Genomic DNA, 22,560 nt, shown 5'->3' on the forward strand with positions numbered 1-22,560 from the left:
GCTCTCAGTCGAACGCCTGCCTGAGCAGGTCCACCCCTGCCTCCGCGTCCAGTCCCAGCGAGCGCAGCGTGGCCGCGTACTCGTGGGCCGCCTGGCGCGCCGCCCGGTCCACTCCGGCTCCGGTGACCACGCTGCCGGCGCGCCCACGCGTCTCGATCACGCCCAGTGCCTCCAGCTCCCGGTAGGCGCGCGCGACAGTGTTGGTCGCCAGCCCGAGGTCGCCGGCCAGGCGGCGTACGGTCGGCAGCTTGGTGCCCGGCGCCAGCTCCCCGGAGGCCACCTGGGCGCGCACCTGCTCGCGGACCTGCACGTACGGCGGCTCGGGTGACTGGGCATCGATGGTGATCACCCGCCGAGTCTCATTCGTACCATGCATTGTGTCAATCCGGCTGCGCCACCGGACCACCACGCGGCACGCCGTAGGCTGGGCCAGCGATGACCGTCTATCTCGACCACGCGGCGACGACGCCGATCCTCCCCGAAGCGGCAGCCGCGATGACTGCCCAGCTCGGCCGGGTCGGCAACGCGTCCTCCCTGCACGCCTCGGGCCGCCATGCCCGGCGGGTGGTCGAGGAGTCCCGCGAGACGATCGCCCGTGCCCTGGGGTGCCGTCCCGGTGAGGTGGTGTTCACCTCCGGCGGCACCGAGGCCGACAACCTGGCCGTCAAGGGCCTGTTCTGGTCCCGGCGCGCGGAGGACCAGCGCCGCGTGCGGATCCTGAGCACCCCGATCGAGCACCACGCCGTCCTCGACCCGCTGCTGTGGCTGGCCACCGAGGGCGCCAAGGTCGAGCTGGTCGAGGTCGACAAGCTCGGGCGCCTCGACGTCGAGGCTTTCCGGGCGACGCTGGAGGCCGACCCCGACAGCGTCGCGCTGGTGACGGTGATGTGGGCCAACAACGAGGTCGGCACGGTGCAGCCGATCCGCGAGGTCGTCGAGATCGCGCACGCGCACGGCATCCCCGTACACACCGACGCCGTGCAGGCGCTCGGCCAGCTGCCCCTGGACTTCGAGGCGTCCGGGGTGGACGCGATGACGGTGACCGGGCACAAGATCGGTGGCCCCTACGGGGTCGGCGCCCTGCTCGTGCGGCGCGAGCTGCACCCCACCGCGCTGCTGCACGGCGGTGGCCAGGAGCGCGACATCCGCTCGGGCACGATCGACCCCCCGGCCATCGCCGGGTTCGCGGTGGCCTGCGAGCTGGCCGTCGAGCAGCAGCCCGAGCTCGCGGAGCGGCTCTCCGTGCTGCGTGAGGAGCTCGTGGCCGGCGTACGCCGCGAGGTGCCGGACGCGATCTGCAACGGCGACCCGGAACCAGGCCCCGAGCACCGGCTCCCCGGCAACGCCCACCTGGAGTTCCCCGGCTGCGAGGGCGACTCGCTGCTGATGCTGCTGGACGCGCGCGGCATCGAGTGCTCCACGGGGTCGGCCTGCGACGCCGGCGTGCCCCAGGCCTCACACGTCCTGCTCGCGATGGGCTCCTCGGAGGAGTTCGCGCGGTCCTCGCTGCGGTTCTCGCTCGGGCACACGTCCACGCAGGACGACGTGGACGCGCTCGTCGCGGCGATCGGCCCGGTCGTGGCCCGCGCCCGCAACGCGACCCAGTCCACGAGGCGCTGATGCGGGTCCTCGCAGCCATGTCGGGCGGCGTCGACTCTGCGGTCGCCGCTGCTCGCGCCGCCGAGCAGGGCCACGACGTCACCGGCATCCACCTCGCGCTGTCCCGCAACCCGAAGTCCTACCGGACCGGTGCCCGCGGCTGCTGCACCATCGAGGACGCCAACGACGCCCGCCGCGCCGCCGACGTGATCGGGATCCCGTTCTACGTCTGGGACATGAGTGAGCGCTTCCACGAGGACGTCGTCGAGGACTTCCTCAGCGAGTACGCCGAGGGCCGTACGCCGAACCCGTGCCTGCGCTGCAACGAGAAGATCAAGTTCGCCGCGGTCCTGGACCGGGCGATCGGGCTCGGCTTCGACGCGGTGGTGACCGGGCACTACGCGCAGCTGCGCACCGGCGCCGACGGGCTGATCGAGATGCACCGGGCCGAGGACATGTCCAAGGACCAGTCCTACGTGCTCGGTGTGCTCACCCAGGACCAGCTCGCGCACTCGATGTTCCCGTTGGGGGACACCCCCAAGTCCGTGATCCGCGAGGAGGCCGCCCGGCGCGGCCTGGCGGTCGCGGCCAAGCCCGACAGCCACGACATCTGCTTCATCAGCGACGGTGACACCGGCGGCTGGCTGGCCGACAAGCTCGCCGAGTCCGGCCGAGGCGTCAACAGCGGCGGCTCGATCGTCACCGAGGACGGCGAGCGGCTCGGCGAGCACGAGGGGTCCTGGCGCTACACGATCGGGCAGCGCAAGGGCCTGCGGATCGGGACCCCTGCCGAGGACGGGAAGCCCCGCTACGTGCTCGACATCGAGCCTGTCTCCGGGACCGTCACGGTCGGACCGCGGGAGTCCCTGGAGGTCTCCGGCCTCGAGGCGATCCGTCCCCGCTGGTGCGGCACGGCTCCTGCTCCCGGCGTACCCCTGGACTGCTCGGTGCAGCTGCGCGCCCACGGCGCCGAGCACCGCGCCCGGCTCACCGTCGTCGAGGACAACGTCGAGGTCGACCTCCTCGACCCAGCCTCCGGCATCGCCCCCGGTCAGGCCGTGGTGGTCTACGACGGCTCCCGCGTGGTCGGCTCGGCCACGATCACCTCCACCCGGCGGACGGGTCCCGTCCCCACAAATGTTGGGTTGTGACGTGTTGAGCGGCCATTTCGACGTTCCGATCCAACATTTGTGGGGTCCCGCCGGCCCCCACAGGACCACCACGTGACCGCGGCAACAGGCATCGGCTCCATGCCGGGCGTGGACTTCACCAGGTCGGTGCAGGTCGTGGCGGACGCCCTGACCGGGATGCCGTTCCTGCCCGAGCTCCCGGCCCGTGGCCCGGCCGCCGACCTGACTGGGCGGGCGGCTGCGGTCGTGGCGCACCTCGGCTTCGACCTGCAGCCCGCGGGCTGGCGGCTCACCGACGCCGCCGGCGTCGACCACCGTCGGGCGCGCTCGCTGCTGGCGCAGGACCTCGACGTGCTGGAGGAGCAGCTCCAGGGCTACGCGGGTCCGCTGAAGGTCCAGGTGGCCGGACCCTGGACGCTGGCCGCCACCGTCGAGAAGCCCCGCGGCGACAAGGTCCTCTCCGACCTCGGCGCCAGGCGCGACCTGGCGCAGGCACTCGCCGAAGGGGTCGCGGTCCACCTCGACGACGTGCAGCGCCGCGTGCCGGGCGCCGAGCTGTGGCTCCAGGTCGACGAGCCCGCGCTGCCCTACGTCCTCGGGGGACAGGTGCCCACGGCGTCGGGGTTCAGCCGGCACCGCTCGGTGAAGCCGCCGGAGGCGCAGGAGTCCCTGGAGTGGGTGCTCGGTGCGGCCGGCTCCCGCTCGACGCTGGTGCACTGCTGCGCGGCGGAGGTACCGATCGAGCTGCTGCGGCGCTCGGGTGCCGGGGGAGTCTCGGTCGACCTCGCGGTGCTGCCGGTGGACGCCTACGAGGACCTGGCGGTCGCCATCGACGAGGGCTCCACGGTCTTCCTGGGCGTGGTGGCCTCGACCGGCGAGAACGTCCCGGCCGTCAAGGCCCCGCTGGAGCGGGTGCTGCGCCTGCTCGACATGCTCGGCTTCGACCCCGAGGAGGTGGCGGACCGGCTGGTCCTCACCCCGTCGTGCGGGATGGCGGGCGCGAGTGCGTCGTACGCCGCAGGCACGCTGCGGGCACTGCAGGAAGCGGCCGCCGAGATCGGCTGACGTGCTTGTCATCGATCCCGGCTGGGTACGACACAGGCAAACCGATGAGAAGGAGTGACATGGACGACCTGGACGGCAAGCGGATCGCCATCATCGCGACCGACTACTTCGAGGAGGCCGAGCTGGTCACGCCTCGTGACGAGCTCGCCAAGGCGGGGGCCGAGGTCAAGGTGTACTCCTCGAGCGGCAACGCGATCCAGGCGGTCGAGGGCGACACCACACAGACCCAGAAGGTCGAGGTCGACGGCAGCCTCAGCGACGTGGACATCTCGGTGTTCGACGCCGTGGTGGTGCCCGGCGGGACCGTCAACGCGGACCACCTGCGGCTCGACGAGGACGCCCAGAGCATCGTCAAGGAGGCCTACGACGCCGACAAGGTCGTCGCGGTCATCTGTCACGGACCCTGGCTGCTGATCAACGCAGGTCTCGCCGAGGGGAACAGGCTGACCAGCTTCGGGAGCCTGGCGATGGACCTGCAGAACGCCGGCGCGACCTGGGTCGACGAGGAGGTCGTCGTCGACGGCCCCCTGATCACCAGCCGCAACCCCGACGACCTCCCGGCGTTCGTCGAGGCGATCAGCACCGCACTGGTGGGCTGACCGCCCGGCCCCCTCCGGGGCCTGGTCAGGGGGCCTGGGACGGCTCCGCCGGCGGGGCTCCCTCGGGCTCGCTCGAGGGAGCCGGCTGCTGCGGAAGCGGCTCGCCCGGGGCACTGGGCTCGGGCTGCGTCGAGTTCTCCGGCTGCGCGGGACCCTCGCTGGGCTCTGAGTCCTGCTCGGGCTCCGGCGCCTGGGAGGACTCGTCCTGGGGTGTGTTGCGCTCCTCGGTGGGCTGCTGCTTCTGCGGGGCGGCCGGCTCCTTCTTGCCGACGACGTTGCCCACGGTGGTGCCCTTGCTGTCGTCCCCGCCCACGAGCGAGGAGATCGGCTGCCCGGTGACCGCCTCGAACGTGGTGATCCCGCCCAGGGCGAGCGCGGTGACGCCCACGCTCGCGATGGCGAGCTTGCCCCACGGCAGTGCACGGCGCACGGAGTCCTGGTCCTCGTCGGCCTCGTCCGCCTCCGCGTCCGCAGCCGCCTGCTCCGCCGGGGTCGGGTCGTCGGTGTTGTTCCTGGAGCGCATCGGGCCCTGGGCCACGGTCCGCGGCTGCTGGCCGGTCAGCAGCGCCGTCTGGCGCACCTGGGCGGCGCGGCGGCGTACGGCAGCGCTGGTCCGCCGCAGCGACCAGGTGTAGATCGCGGCTCCCACCGTGGCGACGATGCTGCCGACGGCGGCGCCGATGATGGTGCCGGTCACGCCTGCGAAGGAGGCGAGGACGGCGCCGGAGACGGCCGCCAGGGCGCTGCCCGCGACCTGCGCCGGGGAGATGCCTAGCTTGGGTTGTTCATCGGTTTCCTGTGCCATGTGTCCCGTGGGGTCGAGGGTGGGTCCACGTCGTATGACGCATCCGGGGTCCCAGATGTTTCGTTCCGTGGCCGTGACGTCGCCCACCATGCCTGTTCGGCTCGGGTCGCGTCGAACTGGAGTGGGTCAGTCGAGCACGCGGCCCACGGGTGCGACCCGCAGCTGCGGGACCAGGCCCAGGAGGCCGGCGACCGGCAGGATCGCGATCAGGAGCAGGGCGTAGGGCATCCCGAGCACCGACCCCAGGCCCCCGACCACTGCTGAGCCGATGCCGCCGCCGACGAGGAAGAACAGGCTGGCCACGCCGAGCGCGACGCCGCGCACGTCGTCGCCCACCGCGTCCCCGACCGCCTCCATCAGCGCGGGCTGTCCCAGGCCGAACGCCACGGTCACCACGACCACCGCGAGCACCATGAGCGTGGCCGAGGCGACGTGGGCGCCGAGCGAGGCGACGAGCATCGCGACCACGGACAGGATCGCGGCCACGGCCAGCGACCGGGTCGAGCCGACCCGGGCGAGCAACGGGCCGGCGAGCCGGGGTGCCAGCAGCCCGGCGACCGCGCTGGGGACCAGTGCCACGCCCACCTCCCACGGCTCCCAGCCCTGGCCCACCATCACGGCCGGGACCGCGATCAGCAGCCCGAACCAGGCAGCGGGCACGGCCGCGGCCGCCAGCGCGCTGCGCACGACGGCGGGGTTCCGGATGACCGTGAGCGGCAGGAAGCCGTGCGGACGGCGGCGGACCCACGCGGCCACGGCCGGTACGCCGACCACGGCCAGCACGGCGCCGACGACGCCCACCACCGGTCCGGTCGAGGGCGACTGCACCACGAGCACCACACCAGCGGCGGTCGCGGCGACCAGGGCGCCGCCGAACAGGTCGAGCCGGGCGCCACTGCCCTCGGTCGGGACCGAGCGCCACAGCAGGGGGACCAGCAGCATCCCGAGCATCGGGAGCGCGATCACCGCGCGCCAGCCGAAGAGCCCCTCGACCAGGCCGCCGGCCAGCGGGCCCAGGCAGCTCACGGCTGCCGCCAGCCCGGCCACACGCCCCAGGGCCGCGCCCTTCGCCGAGCCGGAGTAGAGCCGGCTCACCACTGCCACGCCCAGGGTGGGTACGGCGGCCGCGCCCGCGCCCTGGAAGACACGCGCCACGAGCAGCACCCCGAAGTTGGGGGCCAGCGCCCCCGCCAGCGCGCCGACGGTCATCAAGGTGACCCCGGCGACGAGGGGGAGCCGGATCCCGACGAGGTCGGAGATGCGTCCGTAGAGCGCGGTGGTCACGGCCAGCATCAGCACGTAGAGGCTGATCGCCCAGGCACCGACACCGGTGGACACGTCGAGGTCGGCGCCCATCACGGGCAGGGCGATCGCGGCCGAGGAGCTGCCCAGCCCTGCGAGCCCGAACAGCAGGCCGACGAGGAGCGGGACCCGGCGCGCGCCGGTCTCGGTTCTGGAGGAAGACATTGCGGGTAGCAACCAATTCCCGGCCGCTGGCATTCCGCTGCGGCGCGTCGATCTTCGTTCGTCCGGCTCGGCACCTGTCGGCGCCACCCGGCAAGATGGTCCCCGTGACCGAGACGCAGAGCTCAAGTGACAACACCACCGAGCAGGACCCGCTCGCCGACCTGCGCCAGGAGCACCGTGTGCTTGCCGAGCAGGTCGAGGACGCCCGGTGGCGCTACTACGTCAAGGACGACCCGACCCTCTCCGACGCCGACTTCGACCTGTTGATGCGGCGCCTCGAGGAGCTCGAGGAGCAGGTCCCCGACCTGCGCACGCCCGACTCGCCGACGCAGAAGGTCGGGGGCGCGGTCTCCACCGAGTTCACCCCGGTCGACCACCTCGAGCGGATGGAGAGCCTGGACAACGCGTTCTCCTTCGAGGAGCTCGAGAGCTGGGCCGCTCGCCTCGGGCGTGACGGCGTCACCGACCCGGCGTACCTGTGCGAGCTGAAGGTGGACGGCCTCGCGATCAACCTGCTCTACGAGGACGGCCGGCTGGTGCGCGCCCTGACCCGTGGCGACGGCCGCACCGGCGAGGACGTGACCCCCAACGTCAAGACGATCGACTCCATCCCGCACCGGCTGAAGTCCAGCGAGGAGTTCCCGGTCCCGGAGCTGATCGAGGTCCGCGGCGAGGTGTTCTTGCCGGTGAAGGCCTTCGAGCGGCTCAACGAGGCGATGGTCGACGCCGGCAAGCCGATGTTCGCCAACCCCCGCAACGCGGCCGCGGGCTCCCTGCGCCAGAAGGACCCCAAGGTCACCGCGACCCGGGCGCTCGGGATGGTCTGCCACGGCATCGGGGCTCGCAGGGGCTTCGAGCCGAAGGCCCAGTCGCAGGCGTACGCCGCACTGCGGGCCTGGGGCCTGCCGACCAGCGACCGCGCGAAGGTCGTCCAAGGGCTCAAGGCCGTGGAGGAGTTCGTCGAGCACTACGGCGAGCACCGCCACGACGTGGAGCACGAGATCGACGGCGTCGTGGTCAAGGTCGACGACGTCAGCCTGCAGCGGCGGCTCGGCTCGACGAGCCGAGCACCCCGGTGGGCGATCGCGTACAAGTACCCGCCCGAGGAGGTCAACGCCAAGCTCCTCGCGATCGAGGTCAACACCGGCCGCACCGGCCGGGTGACCCCGTTCGGGGTGATGGAGCCGACCAAGGTGGCCGGCTCCACGGTCGAGATGGCCACCCTGCACAACGCCCACGAGGTCAAGCGCAAGGACGTGCGCCCCGGCGACACCGTGATCCTGCGCAAGGCCGGCGACGTGATCCCCGAGATCCTCGGGCCGGTCCTCGGCCTGCGTCCCGAGGGCCTGGCGGAGTGGGTGATGCCCACCGAGTGCCCGGCCTGCAACACGCCCCTGGCCCAGGAGAAGGAGGGCGACAAGGACCTGCGCTGCCCCAACCACCAGTTCTGCTCCGCCCAGGTGCGCGAGCGCGTCTTCCACGTCGCCGGGCGCGGCGCCTTCGACATCGAGGGCCTCGGCTACGAGGCCGCGGTGGCACTGCTGGACGCGGGGGTGCTCGACAACGAGGGCGACGTGTTCGACCTCGGCGCCGAGAAGCTGCTCCGGGCCCCGCTGTTCACCCGGGCGCCGAAGAAGGGCGAGGGCGACCAGCCGGTGCTCTCCGCCAACGGCCGGCGGCTGCTGGACAACCTCGACAAGGCCAAGCAGGCGCCGCTGTGGCGGGTCCTGGTCGCGCTCTCCATCCGCCACGTCGGTCCCACGGCGGCCCGGGCGCTGGCGGGGGAGTTCGGCTCGATGGAGTCCATCCGTGGCGCCTCCGAGGCCGAGCTCGCCGCGGCCGAGGGGGTCGGGCCCACGATCGCGGAGGCCGTGGTGGCCTGGTTCGCGGTCGACTGGCACCGCGCGATCGTCGACAAGTGGGAGGCCGCCGGGGTCACCATGGCCGACGAGCGCGACGAGTCCACCCCGAGGACCCTCGAGGGCAAGACCCTGGTCGTGACCGGGTCGCTGGTCGAGTTCAGCCGCGACGGCGCCAAGGAGGCGATCCTGTCCCGGGGCGGGAAGGCGTCCTCGAGCGTGTCCAAGAAGACCGACTACGTGGTGGTGGGGGAGAGCCCCGGCTCGAAGGCGGAGAAGGCCGAGCAGCTCGGCGTGCCGATCCTGGACGAGGCCGGGTTCAAGCGGCTGCTCGAGAACGGCTCGGTGTGAGGCTCAGCCCTTCGCCGCCGCGACGACCAGCTTCGCGACGGCGGCCTGCTCCGCGGCGAACGGGTGGTAGGCCGCTGCCCGCTCCTGGTCGGTGACCGCACCGTTGAACCACGGGTCCTTGGAGCAGATGCCGTGTCCCTTGCTGGCGCCGAACACGTCGACGTAGGTCGCCTCGGTCGTCTCCGCGGACTCCCGCAGCATCGTGACCATCGCGCGGTTGATCTTCGCCGCGTAGGCGTAGTCGCCCCGGGCCAGTGGCAGCTGGGCGCAGGTCTCGTCGGCGGTGATGATCTCCGGGTAGCCGACCACCAGGAGCTTCGCGTCGGGGGAGCGCCGCTGCACCTCGCGCAGGGCGGAGGTGATCCGCGGAGCCGTCTGCGCCAGGGTCGCGAGCAGCCTGTCCTCGCCGCCCGCCGTCATCTCCCGCTCGCACGGGGCGCCGGCCGGGTCCTGGGCCCGCAGCTCGGTGCACCGGCTCACCAGCTGGTTGAACACGCCGCCGTCGTTGCCGCCGATCCCGATGGTCACCAGGTCGGTCCCGGCCTCGAGCGCGGAGAGCTGGGGGGCCACTCCGGCGTACTGGCTGGCGATGAGGTGCTTGGTCTCCGCGGCGCCACAGCTGCGGTCCAGGAGCGTGACGCCGAGCTCGCGCGCCGCCAGCGTGGGGTAGTTGTTCGAGGACCGGAAGCAGCCGTTGGCCACGTCGGTGACCGGCACCAGCGGGGCGGAGGTGTAGGAGTCGCCCAGCGCGACGTAGGTCATCGACCCGGCAGGGGCGGACGGGGCGTCCTCCTCGGTGCTCGCAGCATTCTTGCTGCCGGTGGAGGAGCAGGCGCTCACGACGAGGAGCAGGGCGAAGAGCAGCGCGGTCAACCGCAGTGCTGACGCAGGTTCGGGCCGGTACATGTGCCTCCAGTCTGTGGTCCCGACCGTATCCGCCGCCTGGTGGGGAACTGCTGCCCGCCCTTTCGTCCAAGACGCGAGGGGGACGCCTCCCCGATGATGGATGGCATGGACATCGAGGATCGCGCCACCTTCCAGGCTCTGCTCGACCAGTGGGCGGAAGCCATCGTCTCCAACGACTCGGTGAGGATCGGCTCCTTCACCGAGCCTGACTGGGTGATCGTCGGGCCCGAAGGCGGGCCGGGGGATCGGGGGTCGTTCCTCGCGATGGTCGAGTCAGGCGACCTGACCCACTCCGAGATGGCCTTCGAGCTGCTCGACGCCAGGGTGTACGGCGACATCGCCGTCGTCCTGTCCCACGGCACCAACCGCGGGGAGTGGCGCAACGAGCCGTTCGCGGCCGACGAGTGGACCACCGACGTCTTCGTCCGCCGACCTGGAGGCTGGCGCTGTGCCTGCACGGCGCTGACCCCGAACCAGGCGGTCCGGCCCGACCCGCCCGGAAGTGGGGCGTGACGCGCCACATCTAGGATGGTGCCCATGCTTGCTATTGCTGGGTCGACCCATGCCTGAGCCCACCGAGGGGATCGCCCGCGAGGAGGTCCGCCACCTCGCGGACCTCGCGCGGATCGACCTCGACGACGCGGAGCTGGACCACCTGGCTCCGCAGCTCTCGGTGATCCTGGAGTCCGTTGCCTCGATCAGCGAGGTCGCGGCTGACGACATCCCGCCGACCTCGCACCCGCTGCCGGTGGTGAACCGGTTCCGCGAGGACGTCGTACGTCCCTCGCTCACCCCCGAACAGGCGCTCTCCGGTGCCCCTGCGGTCGAGGGCCAGCGTTTCGCCGTTCCCCGCATCCTGGGTGACGAGCAGTGAGCGCCGCGAAGAGCCTTCCCCTGGTCCAGCGCAGCGGTGCTGCCCTGGCTGAGGCGCTCGCATCGGGCGAGACCACCAGCGTCGAGCTGACCCAGGCGTTCCTCGACCGGATCGCTGCGGTCGACGGCGAGGTCAACGCGTTCCTGCAGGTCGACGCCGAGGGCGCCCTCGCTGCGGCCGCGGCCTCCGACGAGCGCCGGGCCGCGGGCCGGCTCGCGTCGCCGTTGGACGGTGTCCCCGTCGCGGTCAAGGACGTGCTCACCACCGAGGGCCTGGTCACCACCTGCGGCTCGAAGATCCTCGAGGGCTGGGTGCCGCCGTACGACGCCACGGTGGTCGCGCGGCTCAAGGCAGCCGGCCTGCCGATCCTGGGCAAGACCAACATGGACGAGTTCGCGATGGGCTCCTCCACCGAGCACTCGGCGTACGGACCGACCCACAACCCCTGGGACCTCGACCGGATCCCGGGCGGGTCCGGAGGCGGCTCGGCCGCTGCGGTGGCCGCGTTCGAGGCCCCGCTCGCGATCGGCACCGACACCGGCGGCTCCATCCGGCAGCCGGGTGCGGTCACCGGCACGGTCGGCGTCAAGCCGACCTACGGCGGCGTCTCGCGCTACGGCCTGGTCGCGATGGCCAACTCGCTCGACCAGGCGGGGCCGGTGACGCGCACCGTGCTCGACGCCGCCCTGCTCCACGAGATCATCGGCGGCCACGACCCGCTCGACTCCACCAGCATCGACCAGCCCGTCCCGCCGGTGGTCGACTCCGCCACCTCGGGCGCGCTGGGCGACCTCAGCGGCCTGCGGGTCGGCGTGGTCACCGAGCTCGGCGGCGAGGGCTACCAGCCCGGCGTGCAGCAGCGCTTCGACGAGGCGGTCGAGCTGCTCGTCAAGGCCGGGGCCGAGGTCGTGCAGGTCTCCTGCCCGAGCTTCGTGCACGCGCTCGCGGCGTACTACCTGATCATGCCGAGCGAGGCGTCCTCCAACCTCGCCCGCTTCGACGCGATGCGCTACGGACTCCGGGTGCTGCCCGAGGGCGTGGAGTCGCCCAGCGCCGAGGAGGTCATGCGAGCCACCCGCGACCAGGGCTTCGGCGACGAGGTGAAGCGCCGGATCATCCTGGGGACCTACGCGCTCTCCAGCGGCTACTACGACGCGTACTACGGCCAGGCCCAGAAGGTGCGCACGCTGATCAGCCGTGACTTCGAGGCCGCGTTCGAGCAGGCCGATGTGCTCGTCTCGCCCACCTCGCCGACCACTGCGTTCCGGCTGGGGGAGAAGCTCGACGACCCGCTGGCGATGTACCTCAACGACGTCGCCACCATCCCGGCCAACCTCGCCGGCATCCCGGGCATCTCGCTGCCGGTCGGTCTCGCCGAGGAGGACGGCCTCCCCGTGGGGCTGCAGGTCCTGGCGCCGGCGCTGGCCGACGACCGGCTCTACCGCGTCGGTGCGGCCCTGGAGGCCGTGCTCGAGCAGCAGTGGGGCGGCCCGTTGATCGATCCCGACAAGCTCGACGACCAGCTCGACAAGGGGCTCACACGATGACCAACTCCGCCACCACGGTCGAGACCCTGTCCTTCGAGGAGGCGCTGGAGAAGTTCGACCCGGCGATGGGCCTCGAGGTCCACGTCGAGCTGAACACCAACACCAAGATGTTCTGCGGCTGCCCGGCGCACTTCGGCGGCGAGCCCAACACCCACACCTGCCCCACGTGCCTGGGCCTGCCCGGCTCGATGCCGGTGGTCAACGCCAAGGCCGTTGAGTCGGCGATCCGGATCGGCCTCGCGCTGAACTGCTCGATCGCGAAGTGGTGCCGGTTCGCCCGGAAGAACTACTTCTACCCGGACATGCCGAAGAACTTCCAGACCAGCCAGTACGACGAGCCGATCGCCTTCGACGGCTGGACCGACGTCGAGATCGCCGGCCCGGACGGTCCGGAGACCTTCCGCGTGGAGATCGAGCGCGCGCACATGGAGGAGGACACCGGCAAGTCGCTGCACGTCGGCGGCTCCACCGGGCGCATCCACGGCGCCGACTACTCGCTGGTGGACTACAACCGTGCGGGCATCCCGCTGATCGAGATCGTCACCCGCCCGATCATGGGCGCGCGTGAGAAGGCGCCGGCAGTGGCCCGTGCCTACGTCGCCCAGCTGCGCGAGCTTTTGCTCGGGCTCGGTGTCTCCGACGTACGCATGGAGCAGGGGTCGCTGCGGTGCGACGTCAACCTGTCGCTGGCCCCGGCCGGGACCGGCGCTCTGGGCACCCGCACCGAGACCAAGAACGTGAACTCGCTGCGCTCGGTGGAGCGGGCCGCTCGCTACGAGATCGGCCGCCAGGCCGCGATCCTCGCCTCCGGTGGCTCGATCCTGCAGGAGACGCGTCACTGGCACGAGGACACCGGGGTCACCACGTCGGGCCGCGAGAAGTCCGACGCCGACGACTACCGCTACTTCCCCGAGCCCGACCTGGTGCCGGTCGCGCCCGACCCCGAGTGGGTCGAGCAGCTTCGGCTGGCACTGCCCGAGCCTCCCCGCGAGCGCCGCGCCCGGCTGCAGGCCGAGTGGGGCTTCTCCGAGCTCGAGATGCGCGACACCGTGGGCGCCGGGGCGCTGCCGCTAGTGGAGGAGACCATCGCCGCCGGCGCCTCGCCGCAGAGCGCCCGGAAGTGGTGGCTCTCCGAGCTTGCCCGCCGCGCCAACGAGCTCGGCACCGAGCTCTCCGCGCTGCCGATCACCCCGGTCGGGGTGGCCCGGATCCAGGCCCTGGTCGACGAGGGCGCGATCAACGACAAGCTGGCCCGCCAGGTCTTCGACGGCGTGCTCGCCGGTGAGGGGACCCCCGACGAGGTGGTCGCGGCCCGCGGGCTCGCGATCGTCTCCGACGACGGTGCCCTCGGCGCCGCGGTCGACCGCGCGATCGAGTCCAACCCCGACGTGGCCGACAAGATCCGCGACGGGAAGGTGGCCGCCGCCGGTGCCCTGATCGGCGCGGTGATGAAGGAGATGCGCGGCCAGGCCGACGCCGGCCGGGTCCGCGAGCTCATCCTGGAACGCCTCGCCTAGAAGGCCATAAAGGTGGTCGAGCAGCGAGCGCCAGCGAGCGGACAGCCGAGACCACTCGGGGTGAGCCGAAAGGCAGCCGTACGCCGGGGCACGCGACCCATGGTGGTCGAGCAGCGAGCGAAGTGAGCGGATAGTCGAGACCACTCGGGGTGACGGATCTGCTCGGCGGTGACCCCCGTGCGGGTGCTCTCGACCCGGGCGAGGTGGAGGCCGTCGCCGCGGATCGCTGCGTCGGAGAGATGCACGTGCAGGATCACCTGGCGGGGTCTCGACTGGCCACTCGCTGCGCTCGCTGCTCGACCACCTGGGGGTCGCCGGACGCCCGACCCGAGGCTCGTCGTACCTCTGCCTTCCGGCTCACCTCACGTGGTCTCGACTGCGCTCGCTGCTCGACCACCTTGGGGTTGCTGGACGCCCGGCCCACCTGACGCCCGGCCCACCACCTGGCGTGTCTGTTCACGCCCGCTCGGCGTGCTACGGTCCGGCCAGCCCCGTCGGGGCCACAACTCCACATCCATCACGTTCGTCGTTGGGGAAAGCCGGTCCAAGTCCGGCGCTGACCCGCAACCGTAGGTCGTCATCTGTTCGCAGTGACGACGAGCCGGAGCACCCACTTCAGACGTCTTCGAACACACGCTGTCGTGGAAAGCAGCGGGTGGTCCACGAGTCATGTGTGCCTCCCGCTGTGCAGCGGGAAGGAACCAACTCATGCGCACAGCTGCGCGCACCACCACCAGGCTCGGGGCGTACGTCGCCTCCGCAGGCCTGGTCATCTCCGGCGCGATCCTCGCCACCACGCCCGCCCAGGCCGCCCCACGCGACCCGGTGGGTGTCCAGACAGGGGCAGCCTGGCTGGTCGCTCAGGCCAGCAACGGCCTGCTGCAGAGCGGCTACGCGGACTCCGCCACGGGCGACTGGGTCCTCTACGACGACCAGGGCCTGACCATCGACGCCGTCGAGTCCCTCGTCGAGGCTGGCCAGCAGCCGGCAGCGGTCCAGAAGATGACCGACGCGGTCGAGGACGACGCTGCGGAGTACGCCGGCTACGGGCCCGGTCAGGCCGCCAAGCTGCTGGTCCTCGCAGACCTGGCCGGGCGCAACCCGGCCACCTTCGGTCCCGGGGACCTGGTCGGGCAGGTCGAGTCCAAGGTGGACACCAGCACCGGCCGGGCGGGGGCGCTCACCGGCGCCTACGACAGTGTCGTCTCCCAAGTCTTCGCGGCGCGCGCCCTCGCGACCGCGGGATCGACCAAGGCCGCAGACGTCACCTCGTTCCTGCTCCGCCAGCAGTGCCCCTCGGGCTACCTGCGTGACTCGTTCACCACCGGCAACGACTGCGTCGAGGGCACCAGTGTCCCCTCCGTCGACGCCACGGCGCTCGCTGTGGTCGAGCTGGCCTCGGTCACCGGGAACCCGGCCGTGTCGGCCGCGGTGGCCAAGGCGCGGCGTTGGCTGGCCGGCCAGCAGCGGGCCGACGGCTCGTGGAGCGCGTCCGGCGCCGGCAACGCGAACGCGACCGGCCTCGCGGCACGCGCCCTCGGTGGGAACGCCGCGTCGGAGAGGGCAGCGGCCTGGCTCTACCGGCACCAGGCTCGCCACGGTGGCCCCGCCCGCCTGGCAGCCGAGACCGGGGCCATCGCCGTGGACGATGCGAGCTACCAGGAGGCTGCGGCCGACGGCCTCGACGAGCGCAGCCGGACGGTGTTCGTCCGTGCCACCGCGCAGAGCCTCTCGGCCCTGCGGTGGCTGCCGTCCTCCGCGACCGGGTCGCTGAGCCTGGTGGCTCCCGCGGACTACCGGAAGGCGAGGAGCACGCTCACGCTGAGCGTCTCGGGCACCAGGGCGGGTCACCGGCTGACGCTGTCCGGCCCGGGTGTCGCCACCACGACCGGCACGGCCACCGGCCCCACCTGGAGGAAGAACGTCACCCTGCCCGCGGGTACGGCGACCCGCACCTACACCGTCGTCGACGACCACGGGCACCGCGCCTCGCGCACGGTCAAGGTGCTGGGCGCGAAGAAGTTGGCGGTGCGAACCTCGAAGAAGCGCATCAAGCGCTCCCGGCTGGTCACCGTCACCGTGGCCGGGCTGGCACCGGGTGAGAAGACGACCGTGTACTACAAGGGCAAGCCCACCCGTCGCGGGGTCGCCTCACCGAAGGGTGTGTTCAAGGCGCAGTTCCGGGTGGGCCGCGCCAAGGGCGTCAAACGGATTGCCGCCTACGGAGCCTTCGGCGACATCCGCCGCGGTGCCCGGACGATCCGCGTGGTCCGGTGACCTCGCGGATGCGCAGGCACACCCTCACCGGGCTGGTCGTCACGGCGCTCGCCGTGGCGGCCGGCCTGGTGGGAGTCGTGCCGCCGGCGTCGGCAGCACAGTGCAGCGCGGCCGGTGGCGTCAGCGTGGTCGTCGACTTCGGGCGTGGCGCGGGAGGCGGCGTCCAGACCGCGTGTGCGCCCGACGGAGGTGGGAAGTACGCCAGCACGATCTTTGCCTCAGCCGGGTTCCCGCTGGAGTACGTCGGCGGCTCGGGCGGCTTCGTGTGCCGGGTGAAGTCCGCGCCCGCGGGCGCGGACTGCTCCACCACCTCGCCTGCGGACGCCTACTGGGGGCTGTTCTGGGCGAAGAAGGGCGCCTCCGCTTGGAGCTATGCGAGCGCGGGGGTGTCCACCCTGAAGGTCCCCGACGGCGGGTCGGTGGCGTGGAGCTTCCAGAACGGCGGCGACACCGACGTTCCTGGGGTGCCTCCGGTTGCCAGGGCCCCGGTGGCCCCGACCAAGGCCCCGACCAAGGCACCGACCAAGGCGCCGGCCGAGCCGAGCAAACCGAGCAAGCCAGCCGCCCCGAGCAAGCCGACCAAGCCGACCAAGCCGACCAAGGCGCCCGGTGAGGCCGCGGACCAGGGGAACGTGCAGGCGCCGACGGCGAAGCCACAGGTCCCGGGCCAGTCCGGGCCGGCACGACCGGCGGCCTCGGGGGTCCCGTCGGCAGCGGTTCCCTCGGCGGGCGCGAGTGTCTCCACGAACGCTCCTTCGGCGTTGGGGTCGCCGTCCACGAGCCCCGACAGCGGTGCGACCCCGGCGGCCGGTTCCGGAGGTGACGCGGGGGAGGGCCTCGCCAGCGCCACCACGGACGGGTCGCTCGGGGACCGGGAGGACGGCGGGCTGCCGCTGTGGGTGCCGGCGACGTTGATCGTCGTACTCGCCGGCGCCGCTGGCGGAGGGGTGTGGCTGCGCAACCGGAGGGGTGCCTAGGACCTCTCGCCTCTCCCGGCTCAGACCTCCCTGAACTGGTGTTACGGTTGCCCGGCCTTCGGGCACCCACTACAAGTCAATGTCACGCCCGCAGACGGGGGAAGCCGGTGCAACTCCGGCGCTGACCCGCAACCGTGAGCCGCCTCGTGCGGCGAGCCGGAGCACCCGATGTGGACGTCACTCCACGCACGCTGTCGCGGAACGCAGCGGGTGGCCCTGTCCTGGTGGCAGTCGCTCCCGCTGTTGCAGCGGGAAGGACCACCATGAACATCACGACGTACCCCGGGCGATCCCTGGTCGTACTCCTCCTCTCCGTCCTCGCAGGGGTGGGCTTCACCGCCGCCCCGGCGCAGGCAGCCGGGTACTGCGAAGGCGACGGCGTCAACGTCGTCGTCGACTTCCAGGGCATCGGTGACGGCGTCCAGCAGGAGTGCGTCCAGGACGGCGCGGGCAAGACCGCGACCGCGGTCTTCGAGGAGGCCGGCTTCGACCTGACCCCCGTCGGCGCCTTCCCCGGCGTCGCCTGCCAGGTCGACAAGCTGCCGGCCGACGTCAAGTGCCAGGACATGCCGCCGGGCAACGCCTACTGGGGCCTGTTCGTGGGAGCCGACGGGAAGTGGGACTACGCCTCCACCGGCGCCGACCAGCTGAAGGTCAAGGACGGCGACTACGTCGGCTTCGCCTGGCAGACCTCCGAGAAGCCGGCGTTCCCGCGGGTGGCTGCGTCACCGGGGGCCGAGCCCACGGGTGCGGCGGCGCCGCAGAGCGCGGAGACCGAGCCGGCCGCGAAGTCCAGCGAGTCCAGCGAGTCCGATGAGGACGACGGTCTTCCGGTCTGGGTCCCGATCCTGGGCGTGGTCGCTCTCGCGGCGGGAGTGGGCGCCATGATGGTGACCCGGCGGCGCCAGGGAGCATGACCACCACGTCCCGGCCGGCGAGGGACCTGCACCCCGGAGCCTGGTGGCTCTGGGCGCTGGGCCTCGCCGCCGCGGCGACCGCGACCACCAACCCGCTGTTCCTGCTGCTCCTGGTGGCGGTCGCCGGGTTCACCGTGTCGCTGCGCAAGTCCGACCACCCGTGGTCCCGGTCGTTCCGGCTCTACCTGGTCTTCGGGCTGGTCATCATCGGCATCCGGGTGCTCTTCCGGGTGCTCCTGGGCGGCGGCGCGGGGACCTTCGTCCTCCTGGAGCTCCCGGAGATCCCGCTGCCGGAGTGGGTCGCGGGCATCCGGCTGCTCGGGACGGTGACCCTGGAGTCGGTGCTGGCGGGTCTCTACGAGGGGATGCGGCTGGCGGCCATCGTGATCTGCGTCGGTGCCGCGAACTCGCTGGCCAACCCCAAGCGGCTGCTGAAGTCGATGCCGCCGGCGCTCTACGAGATCGGTACCGCCATCGTGGTCGCGGTGGCGCTGCTGCCACAGATGGCCGACAGCCTGGGCCGGGTGCGTGCGGCGCGCCAGCTCCGCGGCGTCCCGGGTGGTCGCATCGGGAGGCTGCGCGGCATCGTCGTGCCGGTCATGGAGGACGCACTCGAGCGGTCGATGTCCCTGGCGGCCGGCATGGACTCCCGCGGCTACGGGCGAGCCGGTGAGCTCACCAGTGGGCAGCGGCGTACGACGGGTGCGCTGATGATCGCCGGCCTCGCCGGGATCTGCGTCGGCACCTACGCGCTGCTCGACCAGACTGCCCCGCAGTGGCTGGCCGTCCCCGGCCTGCTCGGCGGCATCGCGCTCGCGGCCGGTGGCTTCTGGTCCGCAGGCCGTCGGGTACGCCGCACCCGGTACCGCCCCGACCACTGGGGCCCGGAGGAGCTGCTGGTCGCCGGGAGCGGACTCGCCGTGGCCGCCGGGGTGCTCGGCGCGCTGCGCGGTGACGCGCTGCTGCACCCCGCGCTGGACACCGTCCCGGCGATGAGCGCGGGCATGCTCGTAGTCGTGGGCCTCGGGCTCGTCGCGGCCTTGGTGGCGCCGCAGCCCCTGCAGTCGCAGTCGGTCACCCGCGTCGAGGAGGTGGCCGGTGCTGGAGCTGCGTGACCTGACCTTCGGCTACCACGGCGACCCCGTGCTCAGCCACGTCGACCTGACCCTCGAGGAGGGCGAGCTCGTCCTGGTCGCGGGCCGCACGGGCGCGGGCAAGTCGACCCTGCTCGGGGTGTTCAACGGGCTGGTGCCCACCTTCACCGGTGGCCGGCTCACCGGCGACGTCCTGCTCGACGGCGCCAGCATCCTGCACCTGCCGCCCCGCGACCGCGCCCACTTCGTCGGGTACGTCGGCCAGGACCCGACCGCAGGATTCGTCACCGACACCGTCGAGGAGGAGCTCGCCTACGGGATGGAGCAGCTCGGCCTGGACGCACCCACCATGCGCCGCCGGGTCGAGGAGACCCTCGACCTGCTCGGGATCGCCGAGCTGCGCCGCCGCGACCTGCGGACCCTGTCGGGAGGACAGCAGCAGCGCGTCGCCATCGGGTCGGTGCTGACGATGCACCCGCGCCTCCTCGTGCTCGACGAGCCCACCTCCGCGCTCGACCCCACCGCCGCCGAGGACGTGCTGGCGACGCTCACCCGGCTGGTGCACGACGTCGGCGTCACCGTGGTGCTCGCGGAGCACCGGCTGGAGCGGGTGGTGCCGTTCGCCGACCGGATCGTGCTGGTCGAGGGTGGCCGGATCGTGGCCGGTGACCCCGCGCAAATGCTGGCGGACTCGCCCGTGGCGCCGCCGATCGTGGAGCTCGGTCGCTGGGCCGGCTGGTCACCGCTGCCGCTGAGCGTGCGCGACGCCCGCCGGCGCGCCGTACCCCTTCAGCTGCACGCACCGGCCCCGACACCCAGCCCGGACAGGACAAGGGAGCGGCTGCTCGCCGCCCGCGGGACGCGGGTGAGCTACGGGCGGCAGGAGGCGGTCCGCGGCGTCGACCTCGACCTCGACGCCGGCGAGGTCGTCGCGCTGATGGGGCGCAACGGGTCGGGCAAGTCCACCCTGCTGTGGGCGTTGCAGGGCAGCCGCAAGCGCAGCGGTGGCTCCGTGGCCGTCCTCGGCAAGGACCCCGCCGAGCTCTCCGCGCCGGCGCGCAGGCGGCTGGTCGGGCTGGTGCCGCAGACGGCGGCCGACCTGCTCTACCTCGAGACCGTCGAGGAGGAGTGTGCCGCCGCGGACCGGGACGCGGCCGCGCCCGGACGTGCTCGCGCGCTGCTGGACCGGCTGGCACCCGGCATCGATCCCACGCTGCACCCACGTGACCTCTCCGAGGGACAGCGGCTCGCGCTGGTGCTCGCGGTCGTGCTGTGCGCGGAGCCGCGGGTGATCTTCCTCGACGAGCCGACCCGTGGCCTCGACTACCCGGGCAAGGCCGCGCTGGGCGAGATCCTCGCCTCGCTCAAGGCCGACGGCCGGACCGTCCTGGTGGCCACCCACGACGTGGAGTTCGTCGCCCAGGTGGCCGACCGGGTCGTCGTGCTCGCCGACGGCGAGGTGGTCTCGGAGGGCCCGACCGAACGGGTGGTGGCGGAGTCGCCGGCGTTCGCGCCCCAGGTGCAGAAGGTCCTCGGGCCGGGCTGGCTCACCGTCGACCAGGTGGTCGCGGCAGGGGCGCTGCGGTGAGCGCCACGCTCCGGATCACCTCACGCGCGTCGGCGGCGGTGCCGCTGCGACCCAGGTCCCTGCTCGTGCTGGGGATCGCCTCGCTGGCCGGGGTGCTGATGTTCGTGTGGCCGCTGCTGGTCAGGGTGGGCGAGGACGGGCGCTCGGTCCAGGCGCCGTTCGTGTTCGTGCTGCTCCTCCCGGTGGTGATCCTCGTCTGCCTCGCGGAGTTCACCGAGGGCGGGATGGACTCCAAGGTCCTCGCCATGCTCGGGGTGCTGACCGCGATCAACGCGGTGATGCGAGGGCTCAGCGCCGGCCTGGCCGGGGTCGAGCTGGTGTTCTTCCTGCTGATCCTGGGCGGGCGCGTCTTCGGGGCCGGGTTCGGGTTCGTGCTCGGCTGCACCTCGCTGTTCGCCTCGGCGCTGCTCACCGGCGGGGTCGGCCCCTGGCTACCGTTCCAGATGCTCGCCTCGGCGTGGGTCGGGATGGGCGCCGGGCTGCTGCCGCGCCGGGTCACCGGACGCTGGGAGATCGCGATGCTGATCGCCTACGGGGTCGTGGCCGCCTACGCCTTCGGCCTCGCGATGAACATGTCGAGCTGGCCGTTCCTGCTCGGCATCGAGCTCCCCGGGCACACCGGGGGAATCTCGTTCGTGCCCGGAGCGCCGCTGCTGGAGAACCTCCACCGCTTCGGCATCTACACCCTGCTGACCTCGACGGGCAGCTGGGACACCGGGCGGGCGATCACCAACTCGATCGCGCTGGTGCTGCTCGGCCCCGCCGTGCTCGCCACCCTGCGCCGCGCCGTACGACGGGCCAGCGTCAACCAGGCCTGACCAGGATTCAGGGACGGACGAGCAGGATCCGGTCGTCCTGCTCGGCCGGGTCACCGCGACCGTCGCGGTTGGAGGTGCTCACCCACAGGTTGCCGTCGGGGGCGGCGGCCACGGTGCGGATCCGGCCGTACTTGCCGACCAGGAAGCCCTTCTCGCCGCTCGCCTTCTTCCCGTTCACGTCCACCCGCCACAGCTGCTCGCCGCGCAGGGCGCCCAGCCACAGCCGCCCGCCGAGGAACGCCAGCCCCGAGGGGGAGGCCTCGTCGGTGGACCAGGTCACCTGCGGGTTGGTCATGCCGGGCTCCCTGCCCATCCCCTCGACCACGGGCCAGCCGTAGTTGCGGCCCTTCTCGATCAGGTTCAGCTCGTCGTAGGTGCTGTCGCCGAACTCCGAGGCCCACAGGTTGTCCTCGTCGTCGAAGGCGAGTCCCTGGACGTTGCGGTGGCCCCAGCTCCACACGGGGGATCCGGGGAAGGGGTTGCCCGGCGCCGGCCGTCCCTCGGGGGTGATCCGCAGGATCTTGCCGCCGAGGGAGTCGCGGTCCTGGGCGAGGTCGCGCTGGCCGGCCTCGCCGGTGGAGACGTAGAGCATCCCGTCGGGCCCGAAGATCATCCGGCCGCCGTCGTGGTTGCTGCCCAGCGGGATGCCGGTGAGCACCGGCTTCAGCGCGCCGAGCTTCCCGTCGCGCAGCGTGGTGCGCAGGACGCGGTTGTCCTCGTCGGTGGAGACGTAGAGGAACACCTGCTGGTTCTCGGCGTACGACGGGGACACCACCACTCCCAGCAGGCCCGCCTCCCCGTTGGGTGCCGCCTGGTCGACGGTGCCCACCTGGTCGACCTTGCCGCCGCCGACGGTGAAGACCTTGCCGCTGTCCCGCTCGGTCACCAGGCCCGTACCGTCGGGGAGGAACGCGATCCCCCACGGGGCCTCGAGGTTCTCCGCGACCGTGCCGATCACCTTCGGCCGGGCCGAGACCTTCGGCGGCGCGGAGGGAGTGGCGCTGGCCGACGGCGACGTGCTGCTCGACGAACCGGGGTCCGGAGCAGGCGTGTCGCCGGCGCGGGGCTCCTCGTCGGCACCGCAGCCGGCGAGCCCGAAGATGAGCCCGGAGACGAGCAACGTGAGCAGGACCAGGGGAGAGGCGAGCCGGAACATCTCGCGAGCGTAGC

Annotated in this window: 20 protein-coding genes and 1 riboswitch; of the genes, 15 read left to right on the top strand and 5 right to left on the bottom strand. The window is 72.4% G+C overall.

The features are described from left to right. Window positions 1–4 precede the first annotated feature (4 nt). Window positions 5–349: a GntR family transcriptional regulator gene (locus AC4BGB_RS16975; RefSeq protein WP_490548090.1), complete on the bottom strand. Its 345-nt coding sequence runs from the start codon at window positions 347–349 to the stop codon at window positions 5–7. Between the two features lie 86 nt (window positions 350–435). Between AC4BGB_RS16975 and AC4BGB_RS16980 the strand changes: the two genes are divergently transcribed. The 4 genes from AC4BGB_RS16980 to AC4BGB_RS16995 all read left to right on the top strand — a co-directional run bounded on the left by AC4BGB_RS16980 (window position 436) and on the right by AC4BGB_RS16995 (window position 4,393). Continuing rightward, window positions 436–1,620, top strand: a complete 1,185-nt coding sequence (locus AC4BGB_RS16980; protein WP_490548092.1) for a cysteine desulfurase family protein — start codon at window positions 436–438, stop codon at window positions 1,618–1,620. Further along, window positions 1,620–2,750, top strand: a complete 1,131-nt coding sequence (mnmA, locus tag AC4BGB_RS16985) for a tRNA 2-thiouridine(34) synthase MnmA (protein ID WP_490548093.1) — start codon at window positions 1,620–1,622, stop codon at window positions 2,748–2,750. Before AC4BGB_RS16980 ends, mnmA begins: the two co-directional genes overlap by 1 nt. Window positions 2,751–2,822: 72 nt before the next feature. Then, a complete protein-coding gene (locus tag AC4BGB_RS16990; RefSeq protein ID WP_490548094.1) occupies window positions 2,823–3,794 on the top strand; it encodes a uroporphyrinogen decarboxylase/cobalamine-independent methonine synthase family protein in 972 nt (323 codons plus the stop codon). Between the two features lie 59 nt (window positions 3,795–3,853). Then, entirely contained in the window at window positions 3,854–4,393 is a 540-nt protein-coding gene (locus tag AC4BGB_RS16995; protein ID WP_490548095.1) for a type 1 glutamine amidotransferase domain-containing protein, read from the top strand. A gap of 25 nt (window positions 4,394–4,418) precedes the next feature. Here the strand turns inward: AC4BGB_RS16995 and AC4BGB_RS17000 are convergent, their stop codons facing one another. Together AC4BGB_RS17000 and AC4BGB_RS17005 are read right to left on the bottom strand one after the other, a co-directional pair. Then, a complete protein-coding gene (locus tag AC4BGB_RS17000; protein WP_490548096.1) occupies window positions 4,419–5,198 on the bottom strand; it encodes a hypothetical protein in 780 nt (259 codons plus the stop codon). Window positions 5,199–5,324: 126 nt separating this feature from the next. Beyond that, window positions 5,325–6,665 carry an MFS transporter gene (locus tag AC4BGB_RS17005; protein WP_490548097.1) on the bottom strand — a complete coding sequence of 447 codons (1,341 nt, stop codon included), beginning with the start codon at window positions 6,663–6,665 and terminating at the stop codon, window positions 5,325–5,327. Between the two features lie 95 nt (window positions 6,666–6,760). Between AC4BGB_RS17005 and ligA the strand changes: the two genes are divergently transcribed. Further along, window positions 6,761–8,875 carry an NAD-dependent DNA ligase LigA gene (ligA, locus tag AC4BGB_RS17010; protein WP_490548098.1) on the top strand — a complete coding sequence of 705 codons (2,115 nt, stop codon included), beginning with the start codon at window positions 6,761–6,763 and terminating at the stop codon, window positions 8,873–8,875. Window positions 8,876–8,878: 3 nt separating this feature from the next. Here the strand turns inward: ligA and AC4BGB_RS17015 are convergent, their stop codons facing one another. Then, complete coding sequence (locus AC4BGB_RS17015; protein ID WP_490548099.1) at window positions 8,879–9,781, bottom strand: SGNH/GDSL hydrolase family protein; 903 nt, start codon at window positions 9,779–9,781, stop codon at window positions 8,879–8,881. Between the two features lie 105 nt (window positions 9,782–9,886). On the opposite strand from AC4BGB_RS17015, the gene AC4BGB_RS17020 reads away from it, so the two are divergent. The 10 genes from AC4BGB_RS17020 (at window position 9,887) to AC4BGB_RS17065 (ending at window position 21,390) form a co-directional block, all read left to right on the top strand. Continuing rightward, complete coding sequence (locus AC4BGB_RS17020) at window positions 9,887–10,294, top strand: nuclear transport factor 2 family protein (protein ID WP_490548100.1); 408 nt, start codon at window positions 9,887–9,889, stop codon at window positions 10,292–10,294. Between the two features lie 49 nt (window positions 10,295–10,343). Further along, a complete protein-coding gene (gene gatC, locus AC4BGB_RS17025; RefSeq protein ID WP_490548101.1) occupies window positions 10,344–10,655 on the top strand; it encodes an Asp-tRNA(Asn)/Glu-tRNA(Gln) amidotransferase subunit GatC in 312 nt (103 codons plus the stop codon). Beyond that, window positions 10,652–12,202 carry an Asp-tRNA(Asn)/Glu-tRNA(Gln) amidotransferase subunit GatA gene (gatA, locus tag AC4BGB_RS17030; RefSeq protein WP_490548103.1) on the top strand — a complete coding sequence of 517 codons (1,551 nt, stop codon included), beginning with the start codon at window positions 10,652–10,654 and terminating at the stop codon, window positions 12,200–12,202. The genes gatC and gatA overlap by 4 nt, the downstream gene beginning before the upstream one ends. After that, complete coding sequence (gene gatB, locus AC4BGB_RS17035) at window positions 12,199–13,719, top strand: Asp-tRNA(Asn)/Glu-tRNA(Gln) amidotransferase subunit GatB (RefSeq protein WP_490548104.1); 1,521 nt, start codon at window positions 12,199–12,201, stop codon at window positions 13,717–13,719. The genes gatA and gatB overlap by 4 nt, the downstream gene beginning before the upstream one ends. A gap of 708 nt (window positions 13,720–14,427) precedes the next feature. Continuing rightward, entirely contained in the window at window positions 14,428–15,996 is a 1,569-nt protein-coding gene (locus tag AC4BGB_RS17040) for a prenyltransferase/squalene oxidase repeat-containing protein (RefSeq protein ID WP_490548105.1), read from the top strand. Then, entirely contained in the window at window positions 15,993–16,973 is a 981-nt protein-coding gene (locus AC4BGB_RS17045; protein WP_490548106.1) for a hypothetical protein, read from the top strand. The genes AC4BGB_RS17040 and AC4BGB_RS17045 overlap by 4 nt, the downstream gene beginning before the upstream one ends. A gap of 27 nt (window positions 16,974–17,000) precedes the next feature. Continuing rightward, window positions 17,001–17,148, top strand: a riboswitch (cobalamin riboswitch). 88 nt (window positions 17,149–17,236) lie between these two features. Continuing rightward, entirely contained in the window at window positions 17,237–17,890 is a 654-nt protein-coding gene (locus tag AC4BGB_RS17050) for a hypothetical protein (RefSeq protein ID WP_490548107.1), read from the top strand. After that, on the top strand, window positions 17,887–19,005 hold the full coding sequence (locus tag AC4BGB_RS17055) for a CbiQ family ECF transporter T component (RefSeq protein WP_490548109.1): 1,119 nt from the start codon (window positions 17,887–17,889) through the stop codon (window positions 19,003–19,005). The genes AC4BGB_RS17050 and AC4BGB_RS17055 overlap by 4 nt, the downstream gene beginning before the upstream one ends. After that, window positions 18,989–20,572: an ABC transporter ATP-binding protein gene (locus AC4BGB_RS17060; protein WP_490548111.1), complete on the top strand. Its 1,584-nt coding sequence runs from the start codon at window positions 18,989–18,991 to the stop codon at window positions 20,570–20,572. Before AC4BGB_RS17055 ends, AC4BGB_RS17060 begins: the two co-directional genes overlap by 17 nt. Beyond that, complete coding sequence (locus AC4BGB_RS17065; protein ID WP_490548112.1) at window positions 20,569–21,390, top strand: ECF transporter S component; 822 nt, start codon at window positions 20,569–20,571, stop codon at window positions 21,388–21,390. Before AC4BGB_RS17060 ends, AC4BGB_RS17065 begins: the two co-directional genes overlap by 4 nt. A 7-nt stretch (window positions 21,391–21,397) precedes the next feature. On the opposite strand, the gene AC4BGB_RS17070 is transcribed toward AC4BGB_RS17065, so the two are convergent. After that, window positions 21,398–22,546 carry a PQQ-dependent sugar dehydrogenase gene (locus tag AC4BGB_RS17070; RefSeq protein ID WP_490548114.1) on the bottom strand — a complete coding sequence of 383 codons (1,149 nt, stop codon included), beginning with the start codon at window positions 22,544–22,546 and terminating at the stop codon, window positions 21,398–21,400. Window positions 22,547–22,560: the final 14 nt, after the last annotated feature.

It is taken from the genome of Nocardioides sp. Z30_9 (genome assembly GCF_058215735.1).